Genomic DNA, 25178 nt, shown 5'->3' with positions numbered 1-25178 from the left:
GCAAATATCGTTGACCAACTTGCAGATCGAACTAAAGCTATTGCGGCATACTTATCGCGAAAGAAAATTACAGACACAAAAATTTTAACATACGTTGAACATATACGGACTACTACAAGTGGTCTGAGACAGCAACTAGGACATTTAACACCCTCTTTAAAGTTTGCCCGTACTACTCGTACGAATATCAACTTAATAACGTTCTGTGAGAATCTTGCTGAATATCATCAATCCCGCTGGAAGAACTATCCAATTAGTCTTGCGGTACGTATTTTAGATCCATTTAGTGTTAAAATTAATCAAGGAAAACTAACGCAAGTTTTCGACAACCTCATCATTAATAGTGATTATTGGCTGAAAGAAGACCTGGAAGCAGGCAGAATTGACAAAGGAATAATTACTATACGAATTTCAGAACCTCATATAGTGATTAGCGATAACGGTCGAGGAATTGATCCTTCCATAGAAGCAGCTCTTTTTGAACCATCCGTTTCTCGTAAAAAGAATGGGCGCGGTTTAGGTCTTTATGTAGCCCAACAACTTCTAGATTCTGAAGGATGCAGCATCAAGTTAAGAGCTCGCAGAAATTCTAACAATCGATTTTACCAATTTGAACTTGATCTTTCTGGGTGTCTTATTGATGGTGTCGAATGAAATGAGTCAATACCTTGAAGAAGCACAAAGCTCTGTTGCTACTCTTTTTGAACTAATGGGAATTAGTCGAGTTGTTGTTGTTGATGATACATATTCGGCTTCAACCAAAATTGAAGATATTTTGGGAACCTGTCTTTCCCTCGCAAATGCTGGAAAGATATCTACTATTCAAAATATTGACCAGTTTCAGAATGCTTCTCTCTCTGTCAAGGATACGGAAATACTTCGTAAGCGTTTAGTATCAATTTTAGAAGACTTAAATGATACTGACCGAAAATCAATTGCAGTACAACTGTAACCGTACACCAGGACCAGTCATTTCGCTGGGGCTGATTATTTGCTGAGGCGGCGTCGGGCTCGACGCTTGCGTTTGCGGTCAGCGGATTGGCGACGCTCGTCCTGGCGGTACGTTCGAATCGATTCAGGGTGGTCCACTCTCCAGGCGTGCGGTGCCAGCCTGGCCCAGTCCGTCTCGCCGTCAAGGGCACGCTGCAACACGTCGTGCAGGTAAGCAGCTACGTCCAGGTCGTTACGAATCGCCGTACCCACGATCGTCATCAGGTTCGCCGCTCGATCACCAGCGAACACCGATCCTTTGAACATCCAATTCTTGCGACCCGTGGCCACACGTTTCATCAGTTGTTCGCAATCGTTGTTGTCAATCGGGATCGAGGCGTCATCAATAAATCGCGACAAGGCCTTCCAGTGACGACGAATGTACGCAGCGGCTTGACCAAGATTGCTCTTGGGTAAAACACGACCCGGCGACATCTCTTCGCCGGACAAGTACTCTTCGATCAGACCCAGTACATGACGCGACAGGCGGCGGCGACGGGCCAGCCGCTGGGACGCATTGAGCCTCTGGATCTGGTCCTCGACGTCGTAGAGCATCCGAATCCACGATTCGAGCTGAGCGACCTGGAGCGGGAACGCGCTGCGGCACTCGTCAATCTTACGACGCGCATGCGCCCAACACGCGGCGAACGTAATCCGTGAGCCACTTCGAACCTCGATCTTCTGAAAACCCGACCAGCAATCTCCGATCAGGTTGCCCGCGAAATCTCTGAGCACTTCATCCGGTCCGTCCCGGTGACGACTGACCGTGAAGTCAAACGCCACCACCGGAAGACGCGAGGCGTAATAGCCCCACATCTTTGCGTTGATGCTGGGCTTGCCGGCGGCGATCGCGGTTTCCAGCACCTCGCCGATCCGCTGCCCGCGGGGATGCCGGGACAGATCCGGCATCGCGGCGGGAGTAATCAACAACACGCCGGTGTCGTCGCAACCGATCGTTTGATCCTGTTTCAGATAGCTGCGCAGGTGCGCCGCCAGCGGACGAAGTGCAAACTCAACACCCGCTTCGATGTTTTGCAGCGTGCTGCGACTGGGGGTCCAGCCACTGCCGGCGAACAGGTCTTGCTGGCGGTAAAACGGGAGATGATAGAAGTATTTCGCCGCCACGACTTCTACACCGATCGATGGATCGAAACGATGGCCCTCGACCAGTCCGGTCGGCCGCTCAGGACTGAGGATGCCTTGGGTTTTGTCCGCTGGGTGCGCGTACTTGGCATATCTGGTCACCCGCACGCGTAGTTCACTGCGGATCAACTCAAGCGTTTCGACTTCATCGTAGCCGATCAGTTTCAATCCCTCGCGTTGTTCCTTGGGAAGGTCAACGAGTTTCTCATAACGCGGCAGGTGGGCGGGGAATTTACGGTCGTCGGGTCGCGGTCGCCTGGGTTGGCACTTTCGGTTCGATTCAGCGGCGTCCTGGGCAATTTGTTCAGCTTGCCGGATCGCTTCTTCGAGCGCGCTGACCACTTCGGGCGTGACTTCCTCGCCCAGGTCCAGCAGCAACTGACCGGCACCGTCGATTCGCCGTTCGCTCTTACGGCCGTAGAGTTGTTTAAGAAGTTTCTCGATCGTCAGGTTCAGCTCGGTGACTTTCTCATTGAGCTGGTCCTGATTGTCCTTGAGCTGCAAGACCGAGTGGGCCTGTTCTTCGACCAGCTTGTCCTTGAGTGAAAGCTGGGTCGCTTGTTGATTGATCGTTTGTTGCCCGTCATCGACTTGCCTTTGCAACATCGCAATCAAGCGATGGCAGTCTTGGATGTCGTGGGGAAGTGATTCATCAGCCATGATGGACGCATTATAAGAATTCGGACTTTTCGCACTACCCGATGATCAATAAAAAAAGCAAATCCCAACAAAAACCGGCCCGCGAAATAGATTCTCGCCAGGCCGGTTTGCCGAAGGATGTTTTGATGAGGCTGCGACTCAGACCGCAGTCATTCGCTTTCTTCTGTGCCTGGACGACTTCAGCGAAACGCCGGCGATCCACATGGCCAGTTCGACCGAATCGATGGTCACGTGGGTTTTGTCGTCTTCGGGCGTTGGCAGCTCAACGGTACCTTGCTCAAGCCGCCGGTACCATAACGTCAGTCCGCCGGTCTCCCACCACAGGGCTTTGATACGATCGCGTCGGCGGTTCACAAACAGGAATAGAGAACCGTTGAGGACGTTCTGACCCAGCGTCGCGGTGACAATGCCGGTTAAACCGTCGAAGCCGTTACGAAAATCGACCGGCTCGGTGCACAGGTAGATGGGCGTGCCGCTGGGCAAGCCCATCATGAGCGGGCCTCCTGGCTACAGGACGGGATCTCGAATCGAATGCGAATGCCGCCCGGCAGATCGACGGCCATGACAGTGGCCGGTGAGGACGCTGCAAGCGTGACGGGCAGGAAGCCTGCCGGCTTTCTGCCCGTCTGTCGAGGAGGGGCAGACGTGCTGTCGCGAAGCCGTTGATGGTCTCTCCTGGTGGTACCGCGGATCTTCCGCCGGCCGCGGACCTTCCGCCGCCAGTAATAGTAGGACGCTTTTGAGACGTTTTCGTTTTGGCAGAACTGCGCGACGGTGATTTCAGCCTGGTCGAATCGCTCCAGTCGGTCTGCCCAGACTTGGGCGGTTTTCACTCGAATTGTTTTGGACCATGGGATCTCCTGTATGGGAAACGTGAGGAAACCCGAGATTCTAAACCCTGCGCCTACAATGGTTCTGGTGTACGGTTACGAAAACGTAGCGCGTGCCGGTTGAAAACCGTAGCGCTGTCTGTGCAGGATTCGTCCTGATGTGGCTGTTTGGGGACGAATGCGTGGTCTTTTGTTATTTCGTCAGTCGCGGTTGCTTGCTTGAGCTTTTTGTGTGCCGCCGTTTGGCGTCCTGTAACCGGTAACTTTCACCAGTGGTTTCATACGCCACTTCTGCAGACTGAGCCTCTGCAGGCGGGGGCTCCCCTGTGTCCTCAGTCTCGGCAGGTTCATTGAGAAATGTTTCGAGGTCGCCTGCATTCGCTAAAGCAAAACCGTTATCAGCGTCCGCAGTTTGTTCAGAATGTCCCAGCTCAAACAGACCCACGACGGAATCGGCTCGCTGCCAGTCCTCCTCAGCCTGCGGGCGAATCAGGGAATCGGGGGACAGCGTTTCGTCTCGTACCAGTTCCAACAGGTCCTGAAATGAGAACGGACCTAGAATCTGATCGTCCTGTTTGAAATACCAGTCGTTCGACATTGTCAGATTGATTTACCTGTAAATAGGATTCGTCTGGCCGGCAATCTCTGCTGCCAGCCTGTTCTGTTAGATACATTCGGATACTATTCCATGGTACATGCTGTCACAGCGAATTCCAGAGAGAAACTTACAAAATCAGGAATTGAGACAGGAGTGAATGCGGACTGTGCAGGTGGGACAAAAACAGGGGCAGGACCCTCGGTTTGCAGAGCCCTGCCCCTGAACGTGATCGGTGCTTCGCTTAGTTCCCGACCCTTATTTATCCCATCCACAGTCAGGAAAAGATTCCTCTGAGTCCCTTGCCTGATTCAGGTATTTACAAATCATCCACGTCATAGCCCGGATGTTTAAACAGCTGTTCCGGCTTCGCGACAATATCCGGCTGAAAGACCTTCTCCCGCCACTCGCTCGCTTTGACCTCTTCAAAGGCGACGGAAATCGATTCCGCACCATAGTGAAATACGTCCATTACATCCCTGGTGATGCGGTCAGCCAGTTCCTGCTTCAGTGCGTCTGACTTGCCAGGCCAGAGTTTAATGATGACGTGGGGCATGCTGCCTCCTTTCTCTGAATGAACTCGTCGGAGAACACAACTGACTGCCGGTTGCCTGTTAAATGGGTTGTGCCGTCGGCCGGAACAGAATCTCATTCACATCGACGTTGGCCGGCTCGTTGATCGCAAACGCCACCATCCGGGCGAACGTATCCGCGGGAACAGCGATCTGGTCGACAAAGCCTTTCGTTTCCGCCTGGATCTTCTCGTCGCTGATATGCTCCAGCAGTTCCGTGGCGACCGCACCCGGCGAGATCACTGTGGTGCGGATATTATAAGGCTTGACCTCCTGACGCAGTCCCTCTGACAGTGCCCTCACGGCGAATTTGGTGGCACAATACACAGTCGCATCGGGCCCCAGCTTGTGACCATAAACCGATGACACGTTGATAAAGTGGCCGCTCTTCTGCTCCTGCATATGAGGCAATGCGGCGGCAATCCCGTTCAGCACGCCTTTGAGGTTCACGTCGATCATCTGGTCCCATTCGTCGGTCTTCAACTGGTCCAGCGGAGCCAGTGGCATCAGCCCCGCGTTGTTAAGCATGACGTCAATCCGCCCATACGTTTCAACTGCTTTGTCGACGAGATTCTTGACCTGCTGTCGATCTGTTACATCCGTGGGCACCGCCAGCGCTTTGCCACCCTGACCGTTCAATTCTTCTGCCAGGGCCTCGATTCGTTCTGCTCGACGTGCTGCCAGTACGACGGTCGCCCCTTCGGATGACAGCAGCCGCGCGGTCGCTTCGCCCAGTCCACTGCTGGCTCCGGTGATCACAACAACTTTTCCTGTGATATTCTGATTGTTCATAATAAGTATCCTTTTTATGACTTGTTGAATTGTGCGATAAGAAACGTGTTTTCGTTTACGTTCCGTATTGTTCGTCAGTGACGTGTTCCATCCACTCGACGACTTTGCCCTCAAGGGCTTCCTGAATCGCGATGTGCGTCATCGCTGTTGTTGGCGCTGCACCGTGCCAGTGCTTGACTCCCGGCGGAAACCAGACCACATCTCCCGGACGAATCTCCTCGATCGGTCCCCCTTCAACCTGGACCCGCCCCACTCCTGATGTCACGATCAACGTCTGGCCCAGTGGGTGCGTATGCCAGGCAGTCCGGGCCCCCGGCTCAAAGGTCACACTGGCTGCTGCGGCCCGCGCCGGTTCGTGGGGATTGAACAGTGGATCGATCCGCGTATTGCCGGTAAACCAGTCTGCCGGTCCCGCGACCGATGCTTGAGACCCGTTTCGTGTGATTTCCATTTGATTCTCCTTCGCTTTGCTGGGGGGTTCAGTTGCCTGAGCTTGTTTGATGACTGACAGGGAAAAGACGGCCGCACCAGCGATCCGCACAAACTGACGACGCCCTATCTGGGTTGACGATGGACGGCCCACTTCCAGATCAGATTGAATGTTCGAGTCGCAGCCCGTCATCGCGTGATTCCTGTTTATGTCAGGTCTTTTCGTTCTCTTCACCCTCTATCATAGGCAGCCTGAAAAACAGGTGGTAGCACGATCCTCTCTATTGATTGCCTGATCCTCTGCGGTCCTGGAGGATTGATGTCCCGGGAGATGTTCGCGCTTCTAATGTCATTCAACACATTTATTTACATAAAACGTCTTAAATTACGCTTTTTGCCTTCGAAAGCATTCTAAGAGTCCGCCTGCCCGACCCGGTAGCACGATTCTCGGCGGTGATTGCCTGATTCTATGCGGGATACTGTTTCATCAGTGGTCACGCCCGCCTCTCACCGGTATAATAAAGTCACTCAGCGGTGAATACTATTGGGGGGCCGAGGACCATTTCTCGAAGGAAGCATCAGTATGCACAACGCAGAATTGACAGCATTGGCGTCCGCCGTCCAGCGACATGCGACTCCGGATAAAGTGGTCAATACACCGGTCCCGGAACTGAAGCTCTCCTGCTTCACCGCACCAACAGAAATGACATCCCTCGTCTACGAACCCTGCTTGTGTCTGATTGTGCAAGGCTCTAAGGAAGTGCTGCTCGCCGGTGAATCCTATCGTATGGACCCCGCTCAATTCCTCCTCGTCTCGGTCGACCTGCCCGTCGATGCCCGTGTGCTGGAAGCCACGGCTGATCAGCCATACGTCGGCGTGCAGATCTCGCTCGACCCGCGTGTGGTCGGCGAACTCCTGGCCGAAGGGACAACCGTTTCTGCACCGGCCCCGTCTGAACGCGGACTGGCGGTGACCTCGGTCGAACCGCCACTTCTCAATGCGGTCACACGACTTGTCGATCTGCTCGATACTCCTGCTGACCTCCGCCCCCTGGCCCCCCTGGTACTCCGTGAGATTACTCACCGTGTACTGACCGGCCCGCAGGGATTGCGACTGCGTCAGATCGCGCTGGCTGGCGCACCCGCTTATCGAATCGCCCGGGCCATTCGCTGGCTGAAGGATCACTTTGCCGATCCACTGCGGATCGAATCGCTGGCCGCTCAGGTCGGCATGAGCAGTTCCTCGTTCCACCAGCACTTCAAGAACGTGACCGCGATGACTCCGCTGCAGTATCAGAAACGCATGCGCCTGCAGGAAGCACGCAACCTGATGTTCAGCGAAAAACTCGAAGCCGCCGAAGCCGCCTTTCGCGTCGGCTACGAAAGCCCCTCCCAGTTCAGCCGCGAGTACCGACGCATGTTCGGCGCCCCGCCCCGGCAGGACATCGCCGCTCTCAAGACGGAATACGCAACTTAAACAGTGCCGCCTTTCCATCTCCTCCCCGTTATTCACAAAATTCACTTCCCGGTTTTCAGTTCGCTTCTGTCTCTGAAGCGGAACACATTGAACTTGATCCGCAGCTCCCTATTCGTATTCTGCTCCAAATGTGGCTCGCGCGCGAGGCGGGTTCGCGAGCACCGGAACACAATGCACCAGTGACGCAACTGCACCTGAAATGCCGTCGATTTTCACTCGCTTTCCACCGGAACATTTCGAACCGGTTCGAAATGTTCTCCCTCTGGTCAGGTCAAATCGGGACAAAATCGGGCCAAAAATGGACACAATCAGGACAAAAACTGGACACAATCCGGCCACATCGGGACAAAATTTTGTCTTGACTCCCACACGCCCTTCAACAGAATATCTTTCATCAATTGACATCGAGGTGTGCCACTGTCGGCTTGTCCGACAGTGATGGAACCAGTCTGCAAAGTCAGTAAAGGATCCCATAACAAATACTCTGTTCCAGACAATGAAAGATACCAGCGGCAAAGACTACCGCCTCGCAACTCTGAATCAAGCAGAGGCCCTCAGAGAAAATACGTTCTCTTGAGCCAGTTGCTCCATTCTACGAAAAAGAAACGTACCCGCTGAGCTGAAAATCGCGAAGTGATCGCTGTAGAGAGGCGGATATCAGCAGTAGTGCAGATACCTGGAGTGACTAGGTCTCGTTTCTGCCGTGCACCGCAGCCAGCCTTTGTTTCAGGCGTTGCAGCAGCGATCCCCGCTGTGACATCGTTGTCGTCTGAGCGTGAGCCGAATCCCGCGCGGACTGCGCCAGTTCCACCTGCAATTCCTGCACCTGTGTTTCCAGCATCTGAACCTGTTGTTCCAGCAAATGTGAACGTTGTTCAAAATGAGCCGCCCGCTGTTCGTCCTGGGCCTGTTGTTTGACCAGGGGCGCCAGGCTATGCAGGTAATTCGCAGCCGCAGTCAGATTCCTTTCGGGAGCAACAGTCCTCGTCCTCGCACTCTGGTACGCATCAAAATAGAGGGACTCAAGTTCCTCCAGGTACTTTTCCAGGTCGACTTGCGCACGAATCCAGCTTGAAACCGCCGCTGCATCCGTGGCATCGTAACCGGATAGGGCATTGACGATACTGGCTTCCGTTAAAGGGGCTGCCTGCATGGTGCGGACACCAAAATTCAAGCGCCGCATAGCATCCATATTCTGTGTGGTGACCAGCCCGCCTACCCCGTGGCACTCCATGACCACCACGGCACAGCCGACCGACATCGCCTCCAGGGCACAACGGGCTTTCGCAAACACCACATCATACTGGGGAAGCAGTTCTTCGGGATGCATCTGCATGTTCCCGGATCCCAGTCCCATCAGGTCCACACGCTCAATCCCCCTGGAATAACAGGCGGCACGGATGAGTCCCGCGTAGTTCTGGTCGGATGCCAGGTTACTGAAGATGAGGGCAGACTTCGGCTGCTCCGGCAACGGGGAACGTGGCTGGAAGCGGGTCAGATCCACAAAGTTATACAGCGTTGTAATCTGTTCCGGTGTAATGCCGGGAGTGGTCAACAGCCGTTCGCGGCACAAATCATCCACTGCGACATACTTCGCAATCGTCGGGAAGACAGCCGGCCGTTCCTGCCAGGGGAGCCAGCCGTGGCAGTAATACACGACCGGAGTCTGGGGAAATCGCAGCATGGCAGCCATCGCTTCCAGGTGATGTTGCGCGTGAATCACATCCGGCGGTTCCTGCAGGGAATTCAGGTCGTTGATGACCGGAATGGTGCTCCGCTGGAACTCCTCTGCCAGCGCACCCAGCGTCGTGGAATACGCCACGGGCAGATGCCCCTGCCGTAAAAGCCCCCGGGCCACTTCGTACAGGAACATTTCCGAACCTTCACGATGCGCGAGTGTGTTATTCGTCAACAGGATCCTCAACCGGGACTTCATGCGCTGTTCTCCCCTCGCAGGGCGTGAATCAGCGGCAGCATATGCTGGCGGAATTCAATCGCACGCTGGTAATAGCCGGCTGCAACCTGTTGTGCTCCATGGCGTTCATAGAAGGGCGGAGATACTTCAAAGCGGGACAGGTTCAAAGCCGATGTCGACGGCGAAAACCACTCCTCTCCCAGAATCCCCGTACCGAATCGGGAGAGCATCGCTTCGACTTCTTCCAGCAACGTACCTCCCGCTTCCCGTGCGTAGTTCTGGATTCGATCGAGTTTCCATTCCTGCTCCGCCGCGCTGAGTCGATGACAACAGGCCCCGACATGTTCCGACCAGGTGGCGGGTGGCTCAACCAGCGGAAATTCAAAATTGGGCAGAGAACGTCCCGTAGTCTGCTCTAGATCCGTCAGGATACTATCGATCAGGCAGCGACAGAGATCGTGAGAAGGATTGTAGCCTTCAACCGAATCTCCCGCCACGACCTCAATCTGATGCTCAATCAGAATCGCCCTGATCTCCTGCTGTAGCTGCTCAAAAAAAGACAGATCCTGTTCGAGAATCGCCCGGTAAAACCGCTGATCTGTCACGTTTCCAAATAGGGACGCCGTGCTTCCGCCTGCTTCCTCGATCACCTTTCTCGAAAGCGCGATCCGGGGTTGTTGCGTATGTCCGGAACCATCAGTCAGAATGATCACCAGGGGTTTGACTTTCCTCATCCAGCCGAGAACACGCAATTCGTGACCGGGATGGCTCAGAATCAGGGCAGCAGTAGCATCAATGGGGGTGGGGCACATGGCAGCAGTTTGAGCGGTGGCGGATAGACGGTATTCTGGCGGAAGAAGATCATCCCGTTCCGAGGGAGATGATGACGTGATTTACAGTGAACGTTTTCTGAAAGTGCTCCTGGCTCAATGGGAGCGGGATTATAACACTGCCCATCTTTTCGAGTCCAGAGCGCATCGGCCTCTGTTCAGTTACATGTTTATCGTCTGCAAAAAATAAACATTTTAGCCCTGTTCAGATCAACATAACTTAAGGCCGCTTGAGGTGAGCATCTGTTTTATCGCGAAGTCTCCTGACCCGCTTGCAGGCTCATCAGGTAGGACAGCAGATCGGCCATCGCCGCTTTATCGATCTGTTTTTCCAGACCTTCCGGCATAAATGACAGCCCGGAGCTGCGGATCTCTTCGATGTTGATCCGCAGCACTGTCGTTTCCGTTCCGTCCGGTTTGCGAACCGTGATACTGTTCACGCTTTCGTTGGCGATCATCCCCGAGAGCACCTGTCCGCTCTCCAGCACCAGCGTGTAGCTCATGTACTGCGGCTTCACTTCCCGGTTCGGATCGAGAATATGCAGGAGCACACCCGCCTTCCCGCGATCGCGGATCGCCTTCAGGTCCGCACCCACTGCTGTCCCCACCCCTTCCAGCCGATGACAGGCGGAACAGACCTTTTTAAAGACCGCTTTCCCTTGCGGCACAGCGCCGTTTCGTTTCAATGACTCCTGGTACTGCTGCACCACCTCGTCCCGTCGCGCGAGTGCCCGGTCTGCATACAGCTTGCTCACGCGACTTGCGAGCGTTTTATCAGGATGCTGTTTCAGCAGTTCCACTCGCGCGGGACTGAGATCTCCCCGGCCGATGGTCCCCGCTTCGATCGCATCGATCAGCGCCCCGCTCCACGCAGCACGCGACAGCAGCACCTCCGCAGCTTTCGTCCGCAGGGCCGGCGTCATCTTCGCCCAGCGGCTGATCAGCAGCTTCGCGATCTGTTCATCCTGAAAATCAGACAGGGTCAGCATCGCAGACACCTGCACCGGGTTCACCTGCTGTGGTTCGAGTAATTCACTGAAGACCTCCTGCACCTCCCGGAACGGCGCAAACCCCAGTCGCTCGATCGCGGTCAGCCGCTGCTTGAGGGGCAGTTTCGTGTTCAAAGCCTCCGCACGGGACTCTTCCAGAATTCGCCCCAGGATCGGCTTGAGTGTCTGTTGGTGACTGGTCAAAAATGCTCGACGAGTCTTCTCCGGTTGTGCTGCCAGTAACGCCAGCAGAGCCGCTTCCTGTTGTTGTCGCTCAGTATCACTCCACGCCAGCAGACTCTTGAGCACCGCTTCGGTTTCCTGCTGCTGTCCCGCAGCTCCCGTCTGCCGGGCCAGAGCGATTAGAAAACGAGCCCCCTGTTTCCACTGGCGATAGTCTTTCTGACGGGCCAGCGCTTCGAACACACTGCCCGCCCCTTTAGCCAGGGAACTCAGCAGCGCCAGTTCCATCCATTGGTCACTGCCATCCCGCACGGTCAGCTCTGCGAATACCTGGTTCCGCTCCGGAGACGAAACCAGCTCACCCAGCGAAAACGCCAGCTGATAACGGACGCGCAGCGATGGATCATCCCCCATCGCCAGCAACCGATCTCGCAGGGCCGTTGATGTCTTAACCCGCGCCTCCGCCAGCCGGAGCGCATGCACCCGCACCTGTGGTTCGTTGTCTTTAAGGGCCCGCAGCAGACTTGCTTCATCCAATGCGTCCAGCCCGTCCAACACATGCAGAGCTGTCATTCGGGTCACGGGATACTCGGCTTCCGCAGCCAGTCGTTTCAATGCGGGAACCGCAGACCGGTCCTGTCGTTCGTACAACAGCCGCGCCGCCGTATCCCGGTGCCAGCCGTTCCGATGCGCCAGCAGTTTGACTAATTCGGCTGTCGTCGCCTCTCCCAGTCGGGGTAACTTCGGCTGCTGAAAATCGTCGCGGACGATCCGATAAATCCGCCCCCGCCGATCGCCTCCGGTCACATTCACTTTTTTGAGCAGCTCCGGCGGCAGAAACATCGCCCCTTCAATCAGATCGCGGTTCATGTCGATCACATACAGGTTCCCGTCCGGACCGTTTGCGAACTGCACCGGTCGAAAACTGGTGTCCGTCGAAGCCAGAAACTCACGCCCCGCATCGGCGCGCTTTGCCACCAGCCCCACGCCCTTCGGCTCCAGCTTTCCCCGGAACACGAGGTTGTTCGCCGGCTCTCCCACAAATACACTTCCCCGGTACTCCGCCGGCCAGGCATCGCCGCGATAAATCGTCACGCCGGTTGCCGCGGTAAAGAAGCCGGACGACTTACCCCCTTCATTACTACCGCGGAATTTGCCTTCGTTTCGCAGGCGGGTCCGTTCCTGTCGCCAGTATTCCTCCGGGCTGATGCGAAACAGCTGCGTATGCTTCCCCCCTTCGGTGATTTCCACTGCCGGTGCCGGTGCTTTGAGATACGGGTTTCGTGCCAGGTAGCGGTCGTCATACATCAGCATCTTGACGGGCGAACTGTTATTGCACAGGAACTCCTGTCCCCAGTCGTCAATCGCCAGCCCATGCTGACCGCCGCCGCTGGTAAGATCGAACCGCAGCGTTCGCGGATCGAACAGAAAACCCCGGTTTCCGATCGAACGGGGCCTCTCATCCGGATGTTTCACCGCCCGCACTTCCGCACCCGAATAACTGGTGCAGGCATGAAACCGGTTATCCAGTCCCCAGAGCAGCGTATTCAGCGAAGGATCGGTCCGGTTCTCCAGCCGGCGCAATCCGGTGAAAACCACCTCCCGCGTGTCGGCCTTCCCGTCCCCGTTTGTATCTTTACAGAACAGCAGATCGGGCGCCGCAGCGACAAACAGGCCACCGTTATAACAGGCAACCGCCGACGGCGCCGCCAGGTCTGAGACATAGACGGTGCTCTTGTCATATCGTCCGTCGTCGTCGGTATCTTCCAGCATCCGAATGCTGCCCGTGACCGGCTGTTTGTCTTTCGCAAACTGCTGGTTGTATTCCGGGTATTCCACCACGAACATCCGCCCGTTTTCATCGAAGGCCAGCGCCACGGGATCCCGTAACAACGGCTCCGACGCCACCAGCTCGATCCGAAACCCGGGTTTGACCTGAAACGAAGACAGCGCGTCCGTCGTTTTCTCATCCGCCACTGCGTTCTGTAACAGTATCAGTCCCGTCAGTAATGACAGGCATAAACTTCGCATCAGCTTTCCCTTCCCGTTCACGCAGTCCCGTTCAAAGCACGTTCGGCATTGTTGTAAAAGATGTCCTCCAGCACCGCTTCATCTTGCACGATCCGCACCAGAAAATCCTGCAGACGCGTGCTGTAACAGACGCCCTTGAAACCGCCGCCGCGACCATCTTTACAGGGACAGTCGCTGCCGAACAGCATCTGCTTCGGGTGCCGTTCGATGAAACCCGCGGTGAAATCTTCATCCCGCGAGAGGGCATTGAACCCGCTCCCCGCTGACATGTCCGCATACAGGTTGGGATAGTTGCTCAGCAGATGATCCAGCAGACCGCCCGGCTTGACCGGCCCTCGCGGATAGAGCGTTTTGTCAGGCGAGGGCACGTCCGCACTGATGTGCGACCAGAAAGACTGTGCATGCCCGATGATCCGCACCCGCGGGTATTTCTTCAGGTACGGTTCCAGATGTGTTTCGATGCCCTGGTTGAACCCCTTCTTGTCATCCTGGAAGTGAATCGTGATCGGCCAGTTGAGGTCGTTGCACTCCGCAATCACCGCTTCCACCCGTTTGTCGTTCAAAGGCAGATGTTCTTTCTGTTCCCCGATCCCCCGGCAGCCCAGGAGGTGATAGGCGCGAATCCGCTCAATCACGTCCGGCTGGCGAATGTCGGTCTGGCAGAACGGAATCAGACGCTCCGGGTATTTGTAGAACGCATGCAGCACCGTCTCGGTCCGCAGCGTCACACCCCCTTCGCCGGTTTCTAAAGGCAGGATGAACGCCTTGTCTGTCCCCGTGTTATCCATGTGCTTGATCGTATCTTCAATCGAGCGTCCCATGTGATTGATGTGCAGGTGACAATCCAGCTTCTTATATTTCTTCGCGTCCTGCGCCGGCGCTGCCGCCCCCTGCACAGGCAATGCGGCACTGCAGCAGGCCGCTCCCGCTGCGAACAGAAAACCACGTCTCGATACTTTCGGATTCCACATATCAGCCCCTTTTCAATCAAATCAATGCAGCGCTGGCACAAAGTCGTTCCTCAACGAGTCGCTTTCAATATATCATAAACAACGTTAAGTTATCACGTATGAAACGGAAATTTCGCTGGTGCCTGTCGCCAGAAAACTCATGTCACTTGTATACCCCAGAGATTGATTGAAATGATTTTTTCCAGACTGCTGCGCTCCTGCTGTCTCTTTATTCTGTTACTGTCCGCCAGTCAGACTCTCGCTGCCGAGAAAACCAAAGACCGCCTCTACGATGCCGGCGTCCCCGAAACCGGCTTCCTGACCCTCGAAACAGACAACTACACTGTCCCCCTCGACGCCGCCAGCGGCTGGACCATCGAGAAGATGTTCTTTCAAGGGCAGGAGTTCGGCCTGAATAACGGCCACTACGGCACCGTGCTGCGCCCCAAAGGCGAACAGTGGTGGGGCACCGGCCATAAGGAAGGGGGCCGGGAAGTCGTTCACAAAGTGCAGCTCATCGTCGACGGCAAACAGGTTCCCATCACGAAGACCGGCGAGACGATCAAAGGGCAGCGGATCGAATTCATCAAGGATTCCACGATCTGGAAGTTCAAAGTCCGCGCCGAGATCACCATCACCAGCTCCGAGATCTATGAACGCACGCAGATGGAAGCCCTGGAAGACTGCGAGCTCGACCTGCTCTATTACTTCATGCACTGCTTCCCGCCGACATCGACAAAGTGGATGGCCCAGCTCCCCGACGGCACCATCGAAAGCGGCCCGCTCTCGCACTCAAAGAAAATGGCCGTCAGCAAAAACACCTCCTGGGTCGCCCAGCTGAACCCGGAACAGCAGCTCAGTTCGCTCTGTTACACGCCCCGCGTGATCGCCGGCAACCAGAGCGCCAGCATGATCTGGGACCTCGACCGCTACCACAAATACTACCTCCGCCACAACAACGGCCAGGCCTTCAAAAAGGGAGAGACACTCGACTTCACCGTCATCGTCAAAGCCGTCCCCGACGAAACCGGCGACTGGAAAGCCACCCAGCAAGCCGCTGAGGAATTAAAGAAACAGTTTCCCGCGGAGAAGTAAGGATTCGACATTCAGGAACCGCTCACTGTCGAGAAGCGTTTCGTGTATTTCGTGCCTTTCGTGGTTAAATTCAAAACACAGCAGGTATCACCGCTACTTTTTTCGCTTCACAGGCTTTCGCTTCCTGATACAGTTTCTATCTAAAAAGTCCCTTAATGATAGTAGATCTCTCGATCCTCCAGCAAAAATTCCGGGTCAAGAGTTTCAACACAATTTCCATGGAGATCCATCACGAAGTCTTTCAATTTTAAAATTGAAACTGGCAATTCTGAGATCTGATTATGAGTTAAGTGTATCACATCTATCGATTTCAAGTCTCCAATCGAGTCGGGTAAATATTGAATCTGGTTATCCTGTAATTCAAGTTCTTCCAGATTGACAAGATTTCCAATGGTCTCTGGTAATTTGATGAGTTGATTACCGTTTGCTTCAAGAATGATGAGATTTCGTAATTGTCCAATCGAGTCGGGAAGCTGAGTTAATCGATTATAACTTACATCCAGGTCCTCTAAATGACGAAACGCTCCAATCCATTCCGGTATCTCTCTCAGTTTGTTACTGGAAAGGGATAGAACCTGGAGGTGTATCAATGTCTGCAGATGCTCGGGTAATGTTTCCAGCTGATTAGAGTTCATCGCCAGATAACGTAGATTTATCAGCTGGCTAATAACATCAGGAACTTCTGTCAGTTCATTATCAGCAAGACACAACATTTCTAAATTGGAATAATCAGCAAACCAGTCGGGCAAGGATGAGATGCGATTTCCATTCAGATTTAACTCTCTAAGATTAGCTAGTTGATGTAACGAAGCTGGGATCACTTCCAGCTCATTGTTCCTGATCGAAAGGATTTGTAACTGATCTAATCTTTCGATCCAGGCAGGAATTTCTTGTATCTTATTGCGGTCAATAGAAATTTCTGTGAGTTGCGTTAATTCAGAGATTGCCTGGGGGATCTCTGTCAGATCTTGGGAAGATAAGTAAAGAGTCTTTGCCCCAGTCGTTTTCACTTCTTTGATACACCGATCAATTTCTGATTCTGACATCGTATTTCTCTTAAATAACAGTTAATTCAATCGTGGGACATCCCCTGTAAATTACTTCAGAAACCACTCACCGTTCAGAACCCCGCTCAATCCGCTCATCAATCATTTTGCGAGCAGAAACAGTTTCAAGAGCCTCTTACGATCCAAAAGGTTTCGTGCCTTTTGTGGTTCATCATCAAACTACACCCCAGGCTGGTTTCGTTCATTTCTTGATTCGTGTGATTTTGTCTGATAGTATCGTTCGGGTGATGTAGCCCCCTCGGGGATGATCATACCCAACTCTGGTCAATTAATCACAGGTTCTGTTTCAGAATTAATCCCCAGCTCATGTACCATTTTTCGCCATGGATTGACATCCCGCTATCTGTGCTTTTATACGGCGGGGCTCTCTTTAGAATTTTGCGCTGGGTTCACAAGCCGGATCAGCAGATCGTTAAAAAAACTCCCGAGACCACCCGACGCGCTGCATTTCGTCTGGCGATTGTCATACTTCCGCTCGTTCTGATCTGTTATGCCGTCAATATTGCATTCTGGCTTGTGGTCGTCATTATCCCTCTGATCGATCTGATGGGGCTCCCTGTGCTTAAACTGGGATACCCGATTAGAGAATTCACCCTGGGCTTTCCCGAGCTGGTGCTCTCCCCTCCTGACTCTGTCGGGCAGTCACCTCTGGCTGTTGACGATCCACTCGACCAATATGTTGGCAGAACGGCACGGGCCACTTCATCCCTCTGCCCTCAGGGCACGGTCGAAATTGATGGCCTGCAACTGGGAGCCACGTCCGCCTCTGGCCTGCTGATTTCACCCGGCACTACATTGCACGTGACCGGCATGCGGGATGGACAACTTCTGGTTTGTGAGTCCAGCGAGCCAGCGGAAAAATAACCAACTCCGAATGCACAAAAGCAATCTATTTTTTGCGAGACTTGGGAGTATCCGGTGCGTTTTTCATAACAAACCGGTGTTCTTCCACCAGCTTGAGCAGATCGAACGAGCTGATGATGCCCACCACTTTTTTTTCATGAGTCACCACAACGTGATGGATTTTATGATTTCTCATAATACGGGCCGCTAGAGAAGGATCAGCGTATTGGGGAATGGTGTAAACTTTCTGGGTCATGAATTGACTGACAGGTGTTCCTGCAGGGTGGTCTTCCAGAAAATCAGAAGCAGAAACGATTCCAACCGGTTCACCATCAGAATCAACGACCGGAATACAGCTGCCGGAGTGGCTGCTCAGAACTGTGCGAACGTGCTCAGCTGTCTGGTGAGGCGTCGCAGTCATCACCTGTTGAACCATTAACTCTTCGATTGTGATATTCATGTTCTCTCATCCTGTCTTTTTTCTCGCACACTGAATGCTGCTGATACTCAAGCCGCTGGTTTCTTTTTCTTAAGCGTGGTATGCCTCAAATCATACCATTCGGTCTCAGGCCAGTCCAGCAGACGGACGCAGACACACGGAAACCATTGTCTCTTGCAAGCACAACCAAATCGATCTGAGATCAGTCCTCATTCCTGCTCACAATCCCGTTCGATCCGCTCGAAGTGTTCGTCGATCACCTTGAGGCTCAGCAGCGATTCACGCACCAGTTGCACCGAGGCAAACACCACGCAGCCGATGCCGATGATGATCAGCCCGCCCACAAACCAGAGGGACTGCGGACGCCAGAGATTCACGACGCCCCCCAGCAGACTCCCCAAAGAAAACAGCCCCACGCTGACATACAGGCTCGCCAGTGCATCGCGGAACAGGCGGGCCCGCTGCTGCAGATTCCGCGACAGCATCTGGGCATGCGCATCGGGGTGGTCCAGCAGGTGGTGAAACTCGGTATGAATCTGCCCAAACCGGCCCGAAGTCGAACCAATCAGGAGCGCGACCCCCGGCAACAGGATCAAAGGCGTTAACCAGAATTCAGTACTCGTCATGTTGTTGAAATCTTTTTACTGGTAAAGACAGACGCAGCACTTAATTTTTTTCGTGCAGTTCGTGCCTTTCGTGGTTAAATCAAATCCAGACTCAATAGATCTATTCCTCTCCATTCATATTTCATTTCGAGGAAATACTCTATATTGCCCACGGAGCATGATCCCAGATTCTTTGAAAGGGATCATCGCAGTCGCACTTTCCAGCGTTGATCGCTCCCCTGGCTATGGAGATCAACACATTTGCTTTCATCGCATCCGGCACAGACTGCTGGCACCACTCCAGGGCGGTTGTAAAATCTCCCTTACGCCCCAGCGTTTCTCCGATCTTAGAAAAGCAGGAATCGTTATACTTTTCTGCATTCGTTATTTTCAAAGCCGATTTTAAATCACCGATTTCTACGTAACACGCCACGATGTCAGGCTTCAGATTTGAAATGTAAACAGGAAATCCTCCGTGGGCTTTTTTCATCTGGGGTAATACCTCCAGTGCGAACGACAGTGTCTCTTTCGCACCGGGAATGTCTCCTGCCTGAACCTGTCCCCGAAAGATATCCTGCAAAGGGTGATAAAAATCTCCCGAAAATGATTTGGTATAATTGATCTGCCTGGCGGCTTTCAGAGCAGCCTGCAGGCTGCCCTGTGCGGCTTTGACATTTTTGTGTCGTAGCTGATCCGCGGCCCAGTCCGTCTGCAATTCGGCGAATAATTTATGATCATTCCTGGCGGCTTCGATGAGTTCGTGTGCCTGTTGCGATAGTTTTTCGGCTTCCAGAGGCTGGTTCAGCGTTTGATGTAATTCAGCGATTTTCAGTAACGACTGTACGCGGAGACGTGTCGAATCAGGATCGAATTGGCCCGCATACTTCAAAGCTTTTTCAGGCTGTTGTTGTTTGATGCTCCATTTCACCAGCTCAAACAGTAAATCGTCTTGCCACCATTTCTCATCCGGGATTGAATGCAATTCTAATGCTCTTTCTATGTCTCCTCTTGAGAGCAAAAGCATACCAACACTATGGATCGTTTTTCCTAATTCAGATGAATCCGGATGCTGTTTTACAAGTTGAAACGCCATTTCATATTTTTTCGCAGTGGCATAACCCAGAGCGACATCTGTCAGCATAAACGGGAGTGAGTCTTTATGGTTTTCTTTGAGCAACTTGAACCATCGGGACCCTTCTTCCAGATTACCTGCGTAAGCATACGCTTCTGCTAACTTTCCGATGACAGAAACATAATCATGATAATTCTTCAAGAGAATTTTAGCCTGGTCTATCAGTTTCAGAGAGGCAGCCTGCTTGCCTGCTTTTGCCTGCAAAATGGCAACTTCCAGTAACGCAAACCCTTTAATCCAACCAGCTTTGGTAACCCCATTGTTTCTGAGAATCAGATCGTCTTGAATCCGGTCGATCGTTTTCAGGGCACCGGCAAAATTACCCTGCTTCGCCTGGCAGATCGCGATATGTTCCAGAACCTCACTCTTGCGAGTCGTGGAAGCAGCAAGCGAAATTGCCTGAGCGGGGTCGCCCTGCCTGGCAAAACTGATGGCAATCGAGTAGCAGGCGTAGCTGCGATCTTCTTTATCCTGAATCTGACCGGCCAGCTTCTTCGCCTGATCATACTTACGAAAACAGGCCTCGTACGAAGCCGCCTCCAGCAGAATCAAGTCGGCATCGTCGGGCTTTAGGAAACGGGTCGCCTTAACAGCCGCATCGATCACCTGCAACAGCTCAACCCGCTCTTTCTCTGAGCATTTTTCCTCAGCAGAACAGAGGGCAGGGACCACAAGTATCAATATTATAAAGCATGATCTCATACGTCTTTACTCCCATTCAGAGCCTCAAGACCTCGAGTCGTTTAGAAATCGCTTACCATACACAAAACTATTTTCGTGCAGTTCGTGCCTTTCGTGGTTCATCAAAAAAAACAACTGTTTCTACCGCTTCTTTTTCCCACCCCCCGGAATTCCCGGTTTCTGATCCCACTTTTGCGGCGGGTTCTTCTCGTAGCGCGGTGCCCCGTCTTTCGCCGGAAACCCGGCTGCAATCGCAGTCAGTCGTTTCAAAGCCGCTTTGGCGTCCGGATCGTTTGAATCAATCAGGTTTCGCTCTTCCCACTGGTCCCCGCTAATCTTAAACAGCTTGATCGGCTTCCCCTGCGCATTGATCCACAGCTTATAATCTTTGTCGCGGATCACACGGTCGTCATACTCCAGTGCCGGCTGCACACGTCCGTTTCGCAGCGTCGCCGGTCCACCTCCCATCGACAGAATCCATTCCCGCGACCCCTTCCGGGTTTGCCCCAGGATCAGCGATGCGAATGACTTCCCATCCACCACGCGACCTGCCGGCAGCGTGCCGCCTCCCAGTTCCGCAAACGTGGGCAGAATGTCTGTGAAATCGACCAGGGCATCGGTGGTCACCCCTTCCGGAACCGTGCCCGGGCAGTTCACAATAAACGGCATCGCGGTGCCGTTCTGTTCCGACATCTTCGTCTTGCCGCCACGCACCAGATGACCCAGACGCTGGTTCCGCTGGCCGCCGGTCCCGTTGTCGGTCGTGAAGACGATGATCGTCTTCTCGCGAATTCCTGCTTCGTCCAGTGCTGCCACCAGTTTGCCGACCAGCTTGTCCGTGTAACGCACCATCCCGGCAAACAGACGCCGCTTGTCGGTTTCGTCTCTGTTATCGGGCGTGGTGGTCAAAGGACTGTGCGTCAGCACCATCGGGTAATACAGCAGCATTCGTTCGTCTTTGTGCTTGCCGATGAAGTCGATCAGGTAATCGCAGTAAATATCCGGACCGAACTGACCGGCGTAGGTCTTGCTCCCTTTTCCCTTGATGTTGATATACGGGTTCCAGTACCGCTCGGCACTCGGCGGGTTCTGCGCCTCGTAGCCCGTCCACATGCACCAGTCATCAAAGCCCGCCTCGTCCATTGCGTTGGGTTCCACGCGGAAGTCATCGATCTGCCACTTCCCAGCGGCACACGTTTTGTAACCCGCTTTCCGCAGCACGTTGGCATAGGTCGTGTTCAGCTTCGGGTCGAAATGAGCCCCCGCGCCCCAGCGGGGGACATCCCAGTGATTCGTCCAGCCATGCCGAAACGGATACTGGCCCGTCAGCAGCGTCACCCGTGTCGGCGTACATTGCGGCATGCACCACGCATTGTTGAACTTCATCCCGGTCGCCGCCAGCCCATCAATGGCCGGCGTCTTGATATCTTCCGCACCATAACAGCTGACCCACTCCTTACCCAGGTCATCCACCATGATAAACAGGATATTCGGCTTCGTGAGTTCCGCCGACCAGGCGGGCGAGACCAGCAGCAGCAACACAATCAGAGACAGCAGCGAACGCAACATGGCAGAAACCTTCTCTCATCAGTGAGGTTGATAAATGATCAATCACCCTCCGATTCTATCCCCTCAGCAGCACCATCACAACGACAAACACGCAGACACACAAACAGCACATTGCAATCTCTCACCAGGAAAGCTAATGTGAAGAGAGTGCCCGTGATGACATCAACCGGGTGCAAAATCTTACGCGTTCAACTCCACCGGGAACCATCCACATGATAAGCTCACCAACCCGCTTTGTCCTCAGCATCACACTCTCGCTCCTCGTGACCTCCACCGTCACCGCCAAAGACTGGGTGATCGACACACAAAAAGAATGGACCGACGCAGCTGAATACCAGACACATCTGGAAATCAATGACGGCACCGCGATCCCCAATGATAAATCCGCCAGCTTCACCAGTAAGTTCAAACGCTTCGACGGAAAACAGAAACCAAAATCGATCGTCATCGAGCAGTCTCCCCTCTGGCAGAACTGGGAACCGATTGCCAACCTCGGCCCGGTCAATCTGCAGGACGCTCCCGTCTTTCTGGCGATCGGCCCTAAAAACTACTGGGTCTTCGGACGCTATGGCGGCGCGAAGAAAAAGAAAGGCTTCCAACCCGAACCCGCGTCCCTCGACGGCTTCGATGTAAAGCTGCAGACCACTCCCTGGAAACATCAGTACGACGCCCCGGGCGGACTGAAAAAGGGACTCGGCGGATACCACGCCTGGCAGAGCCGCGACATGGTCAACTGGGTCCATCACGGTCCCGTCACCGAAGCCTTTTCCCGCTGGGTCACCAGTGCCGAGTATAAAGACGGCAAAGTCTACATCTATTACGACTACCCCAACGACCAGGACCCGCACGTCTACATCGACGAAGATCTCACCGACGGCAAACCAGGCAAAGACATGGGCCTGGCCGTCAAAGACCCGTCGCACGGCTCCGATGCCGGCTTCATCCGCGATAAAGAAGGTCGCTTCCATGTCATCCTCGAAGACTGGAGCCCCATCAACGCCAGTAAACGTTCCTGGGACTCCCCCCTCGCTGCCCATGCCGTCAGTGAAGACGGCGTCAAAGACTGGAAGTTCCTCGCCCCGCCCGTCGATAACCGCACAAAAGACACCGGCAAAATTGCCGAATACAAACACCCGCACTGGCTGCAGCACCCCGACTGGAAAACCAACATCGGTAAATACCACGTTCACGAACCCGAGCAGGAAGCCTACGGCGACTGGGCTCCCATCTGCGTCGGCTCACAATACTACCTCTTCGGCGATTACGATCCCGCCGGCGGCGGACACATGAGCGTCGCCTGGTTCACCAGCCCCAGCATCGACGGACCTTATACCTGGTGCGATAAAGTCGGCACCGGACACCCCGATCCCGATATCGGCTTCGCCGAAGGCCGCTTCTACCTGTTCACGCAGCAACCGACCGATTTCGTCAGCCCCGGTCCCTGGGTGGAACAGGTCGAAGTTCGCGTCGGCGTCGATACTACCAATGACGGCACCCCTGATACATGGACCGACTGGACCGAAGTCAAAGAGACCTACGACTATACCCCCGGTCTCTCCAAGCACGTCAAACGCACTCCCGCAAAACTGGACCTGAAAGGCCTGCCCGCGGGCTTTGGTATCGGCTTCGAACTGAAACTGAAAGACACGACCGCGAATAAGTCAAAGCCCATGATTGACAAAGTACAGCTTTCCTTTGACTGAACCGACAGGGATGGACAGCCATTCATTTCCCGATCATTTCGGTCTGGCGTTTTTCAGATGACGATCGGTAAAATAGGGGCGTCTCTTTCCCCTTCGTTTTCCAGAAACACACTTGCTGAGACAACAACTGAAAACGCCGTCGCGAAAGACTTCTGATCAGGAATTACCCCTTGGAGAACCTGTGAAATGCGAGTCCCCCGTTTCAGTCTGGTCGTTGTATGTAGTCTTCTCTCAAGTTTCGTGATTGCCGGGGCCAGCTGTTCGGACGCAGCGCCCACCACGGCACCTCAGCAGGCCACGGACCAGCAGGCTGAGGCACCGCAGGCAGAATCGCCCGCTGCTCCTGAGACAGAACAGGTCGCTGTCCAGGACACAGCAAACGACGCTACAAAATCCGAAGTGAAAACCCCGGTCAAAGCAGCCACCCCGGCGACACCGGAAGAAGCAGCAGCGGCGCTCGATCTGCAAACCTTTCCCTTACCCACTGATGCACAGACGCAGGGACCACGCCGAATGGCGGCACTCAGTTATACGGTGAAGAAGCCACTTAAAGAGGTACTCGACTTCAATGTGCAGGAGCTGACCAAACGAGGCTGGAAAGAAGTCGCCGGCAGCCGTCGCGAAGGACCCTTCTCCGGTGCCGATTTCACACTCGGTGATTTCCACCTGAATCTGTCGGTCATGCAACCTGATCCCACTGGTCCGGTCAATGTGACCTTCGCCCGCTACGGCAATGTTGCTCTGGCTGCCCTGCCGGTCCCCAAAGGAGCAAAGCAGGTCTACGCCTTTCCGGCGACCGTCATGTACACGACCGAAGCCCCCGTAAAAGAGACAGCGGAGCAGTGCCGGGATCTGATGCTGAAAGCGGGCTGGACGCCCTATGGCAGCGCCGGCACTTCTGCCTATTATCGTCAAAACGCGGTACAGGCCATGGTCAACGTCATGAGTGCGCCGGGCCAGGGAGGTAAAACTGCTATTACTTATACCAGTTCGCTCCTCTCTCTCGCTCTGCCGGCCTTTCCCGATGCCATCGATTTTCGTTACACCGATATGACCTCCGAGTTGTCGTTCGACACAAATTCCAAGCCCCAGGCAGTGACCGATTATTATCGCAAGGCCCTGGCTCCCGCAGGCTGGAAGGCCACAACCGACAAGCCGGTGGCCATCAAGTGGAAGCAACTCACGATCTTCCGCAAACCGGGACAGCAGATGATCACGATCACCACCCACGATTTTGAAGGCCGCACCCGCGTTCGTATCAAGCATCAGACCGCCGCTGAAGTGGCTGAAGAGGAACTGCTGGCTTATGGAGAAGCGGGGAGAAAAGCCACGTATCGCAAAGGGGAAAAACCGGAAGTCACTGTTTCGACGGCAAACAGCATCAAGGTGCAGCAGGACAAACCCTACTCACTGCGAATGCAGGTCAAGCCGGGTACGGCCTTCTCTGTCGGTAAGGCAGTGGTCGATGCCTTGCTCGGGGATGGCTGGAGTGGGGCTCCGCCGGAGAAAGCGCCTGTCTTCACCACCTGTATGTTGAAAAAAGGAGAGGCTCAAATCTGGGTGATTGCGACGGAACCGACCAAAGCCGCTCCCTGGGTATCCGTGACCGGAGCCGGCGTCACACTCAAACCGAAAGATCAATGATACCTGCTTCTCAT

General features: G+C 54.2%; 24 protein-coding genes. 8 read left to right on the top strand and 16 right to left on the bottom strand.

Annotated elements, in window-relative coordinates; genetic code table 11:
- Window positions 1-654 (top strand): ATP-binding protein (locus Enr10x_RS24465; protein WP_145451664.1); only part of this gene is annotated, 654 nt, incomplete at its 5' end.
- 1 nt (window position 655) lies between these two features.
- Window positions 656-952: a hypothetical protein gene (locus Enr10x_RS24460; RefSeq protein ID WP_145451663.1), complete on the top strand. Its 297-nt coding sequence runs from the start codon at window positions 656-658 to the stop codon at window positions 950-952.
- Between the two features lie 35 nt (window positions 953-987).
- Here Enr10x_RS24460 and tnpC read toward each other — a convergent pair whose 3' ends face one another.
- The 7 genes from tnpC to Enr10x_RS24425 all read right to left on the bottom strand — a co-directional run bounded on the left by tnpC (window position 988) and on the right by Enr10x_RS24425 (window position 6033).
- Window positions 988-2793: an IS66 family transposase gene (gene tnpC / locus Enr10x_RS24455; RefSeq protein WP_145447814.1), complete on the bottom strand. Its 1806-nt coding sequence runs from the start codon at window positions 2791-2793 to the stop codon at window positions 988-990.
- 138 nt (window positions 2794-2931) lie between these two features.
- Window positions 2932-3285 (bottom strand): IS66 family insertion sequence element accessory protein TnpB, encoded by a 354-nt coding sequence (gene tnpB, locus Enr10x_RS24450; protein ID WP_145447815.1) that lies wholly within the window; start codon window positions 3283-3285, stop codon window positions 2932-2934.
- Window positions 3282-3626 carry an IS66 family insertion sequence element accessory protein TnpA gene (tnpA, locus tag Enr10x_RS24445; RefSeq protein ID WP_145451662.1) on the bottom strand — a complete coding sequence of 115 codons (345 nt, stop codon included), beginning with the start codon at window positions 3624-3626 and terminating at the stop codon, window positions 3282-3284. The genes tnpB and tnpA overlap by 4 nt, the downstream gene beginning before the upstream one ends.
- Before the next feature lie 190 nt (window positions 3627-3816).
- Entirely contained in the window at window positions 3817-4221 is a 405-nt protein-coding gene (locus Enr10x_RS24440; RefSeq protein ID WP_145451661.1) for a DUF4339 domain-containing protein, read from the bottom strand.
- 316 nt (window positions 4222-4537) lie between these two features.
- Window positions 4538-4774, bottom strand: a complete 237-nt coding sequence (locus Enr10x_RS24435; protein WP_145451660.1) for a tautomerase family protein — start codon at window positions 4772-4774, stop codon at window positions 4538-4540.
- A gap of 58 nt (window positions 4775-4832) precedes the next feature.
- On the bottom strand, window positions 4833-5582 hold the full coding sequence (locus Enr10x_RS24430; RefSeq protein WP_197997348.1) for an SDR family oxidoreductase: 750 nt from the start codon (window positions 5580-5582) through the stop codon (window positions 4833-4835).
- A gap of 55 nt (window positions 5583-5637) precedes the next feature.
- Window positions 5638-6033, bottom strand: a complete 396-nt coding sequence (locus Enr10x_RS24425; protein WP_145451659.1) for a (R)-mandelonitrile lyase — start codon at window positions 6031-6033, stop codon at window positions 5638-5640.
- Window positions 6034-6594: 561 nt separating this feature from the next.
- Between Enr10x_RS24425 and Enr10x_RS24420 the strand changes: the two genes are divergently transcribed.
- A complete protein-coding gene (locus Enr10x_RS24420; protein WP_145451658.1) occupies window positions 6595-7488 on the top strand; it encodes an AraC family transcriptional regulator in 894 nt (297 codons plus the stop codon).
- 685 nt (window positions 7489-8173) lie between these two features.
- On the opposite strand, the gene Enr10x_RS24415 is transcribed toward Enr10x_RS24420, so the two are convergent.
- The 4 genes from Enr10x_RS24415 to Enr10x_RS24400 form a co-directional block, all read right to left on the bottom strand.
- Window positions 8174-9424, bottom strand: a complete 1251-nt coding sequence (locus Enr10x_RS24415; protein ID WP_145451657.1) for a glycosyltransferase — start codon at window positions 9422-9424, stop codon at window positions 8174-8176.
- Window positions 9421-10215, bottom strand: a complete 795-nt coding sequence (locus Enr10x_RS24410) for a hypothetical protein (protein WP_145113849.1) — start codon at window positions 10213-10215, stop codon at window positions 9421-9423. Before Enr10x_RS24410 ends, Enr10x_RS24415 begins: the two co-directional genes overlap by 4 nt.
- Window positions 10216-10481: 266 nt before the next feature.
- Window positions 10482-13436, bottom strand: a complete 2955-nt coding sequence (locus Enr10x_RS24405; protein ID WP_145451656.1) for a PVC-type heme-binding CxxCH protein — start codon at window positions 13434-13436, stop codon at window positions 10482-10484.
- A gap of 17 nt (window positions 13437-13453) precedes the next feature.
- Entirely contained in the window at window positions 13454-14407 is a 954-nt protein-coding gene (locus tag Enr10x_RS24400; RefSeq protein ID WP_197997347.1) for an amidohydrolase family protein, read from the bottom strand.
- A gap of 171 nt (window positions 14408-14578) precedes the next feature.
- Between Enr10x_RS24400 and Enr10x_RS24395 the strand changes: the two genes are divergently transcribed.
- Window positions 14579-15481 carry a hypothetical protein gene (locus Enr10x_RS24395; RefSeq protein ID WP_145451655.1) on the top strand — a complete coding sequence of 301 codons (903 nt, stop codon included), beginning with the start codon at window positions 14579-14581 and terminating at the stop codon, window positions 15479-15481.
- Between the two features lie 152 nt (window positions 15482-15633).
- On the opposite strand, the gene Enr10x_RS24390 is transcribed toward Enr10x_RS24395, so the two are convergent.
- Window positions 15634-16527: a leucine-rich repeat domain-containing protein gene (locus Enr10x_RS24390; RefSeq protein WP_145451654.1), complete on the bottom strand. Its 894-nt coding sequence runs from the start codon at window positions 16525-16527 to the stop codon at window positions 15634-15636.
- Between the two features lie 399 nt (window positions 16528-16926).
- Here Enr10x_RS24390 and Enr10x_RS24385 point away from each other — a divergent pair, with 399 nt between their 5' ends.
- Window positions 16927-17412, top strand: a complete 486-nt coding sequence (locus Enr10x_RS24385) for a hypothetical protein (protein ID WP_145451653.1) — start codon at window positions 16927-16929, stop codon at window positions 17410-17412.
- A 25-nt stretch (window positions 17413-17437) separates the two neighbouring features.
- Here the strand turns inward: Enr10x_RS24385 and Enr10x_RS24380 are convergent, their stop codons facing one another.
- The 3 genes from Enr10x_RS24380 to Enr10x_RS24370 all read right to left on the bottom strand — a co-directional run bounded on the left by Enr10x_RS24380 (window position 17438) and on the right by Enr10x_RS24370 (window position 19771).
- Window positions 17438-17851, bottom strand: coding sequence for a CBS domain-containing protein (locus Enr10x_RS24380; protein ID WP_145451652.1), 414 nt, complete (start codon window positions 17849-17851; stop codon window positions 17438-17440).
- A gap of 188 nt (window positions 17852-18039) precedes the next feature.
- Entirely contained in the window at window positions 18040-18456 is a 417-nt protein-coding gene (locus Enr10x_RS24375; RefSeq protein WP_145451651.1) for a DUF2721 domain-containing protein, read from the bottom strand.
- A gap of 139 nt (window positions 18457-18595) precedes the next feature.
- Window positions 18596-19771, bottom strand: a complete 1176-nt coding sequence (locus Enr10x_RS24370; protein ID WP_145451650.1) for a tetratricopeptide repeat protein — start codon at window positions 19769-19771, stop codon at window positions 18596-18598.
- Between the two features lie 78 nt (window positions 19772-19849).
- On the opposite strand from Enr10x_RS24370, the gene Enr10x_RS24365 reads away from it, so the two are divergent.
- Complete coding sequence (locus Enr10x_RS24365; protein ID WP_145451649.1) at window positions 19850-20140, top strand: hypothetical protein; 291 nt, start codon at window positions 19850-19852, stop codon at window positions 20138-20140.
- 249 nt (window positions 20141-20389) lie between these two features.
- Here Enr10x_RS24365 and Enr10x_RS24360 read toward each other — a convergent pair whose 3' ends face one another.
- On the bottom strand, window positions 20390-21817 hold the full coding sequence (locus tag Enr10x_RS24360; protein ID WP_197997346.1) for a sulfatase-like hydrolase/transferase: 1428 nt from the start codon (window positions 21815-21817) through the stop codon (window positions 20390-20392).
- Window positions 21818-22029: 212 nt separating this feature from the next.
- On the opposite strand from Enr10x_RS24360, the gene Enr10x_RS24355 reads away from it, so the two are divergent.
- Window positions 22030-23520 (top strand): hypothetical protein, encoded by a 1491-nt coding sequence (locus Enr10x_RS24355; protein ID WP_232093120.1) that lies wholly within the window; start codon window positions 22030-22032, stop codon window positions 23518-23520.
- A gap of 186 nt (window positions 23521-23706) precedes the next feature.
- Window positions 23707-25164, top strand: a complete 1458-nt coding sequence (locus Enr10x_RS24350) for a hypothetical protein (RefSeq protein ID WP_145451648.1) — start codon at window positions 23707-23709, stop codon at window positions 25162-25164.
- Window positions 25165-25178: the final 14 nt, after the last annotated feature.

The organism is Gimesia panareensis, from assembly GCF_007748155.1.
GTDB lineage: Bacteria > Planctomycetota > Planctomycetia > Planctomycetales > Planctomycetaceae > Gimesia > Gimesia panareensis.
The sequence above is the reverse complement of the archived record's forward strand: the minus strand, read 5'-3'. Positions and strand labels throughout refer to the sequence as shown.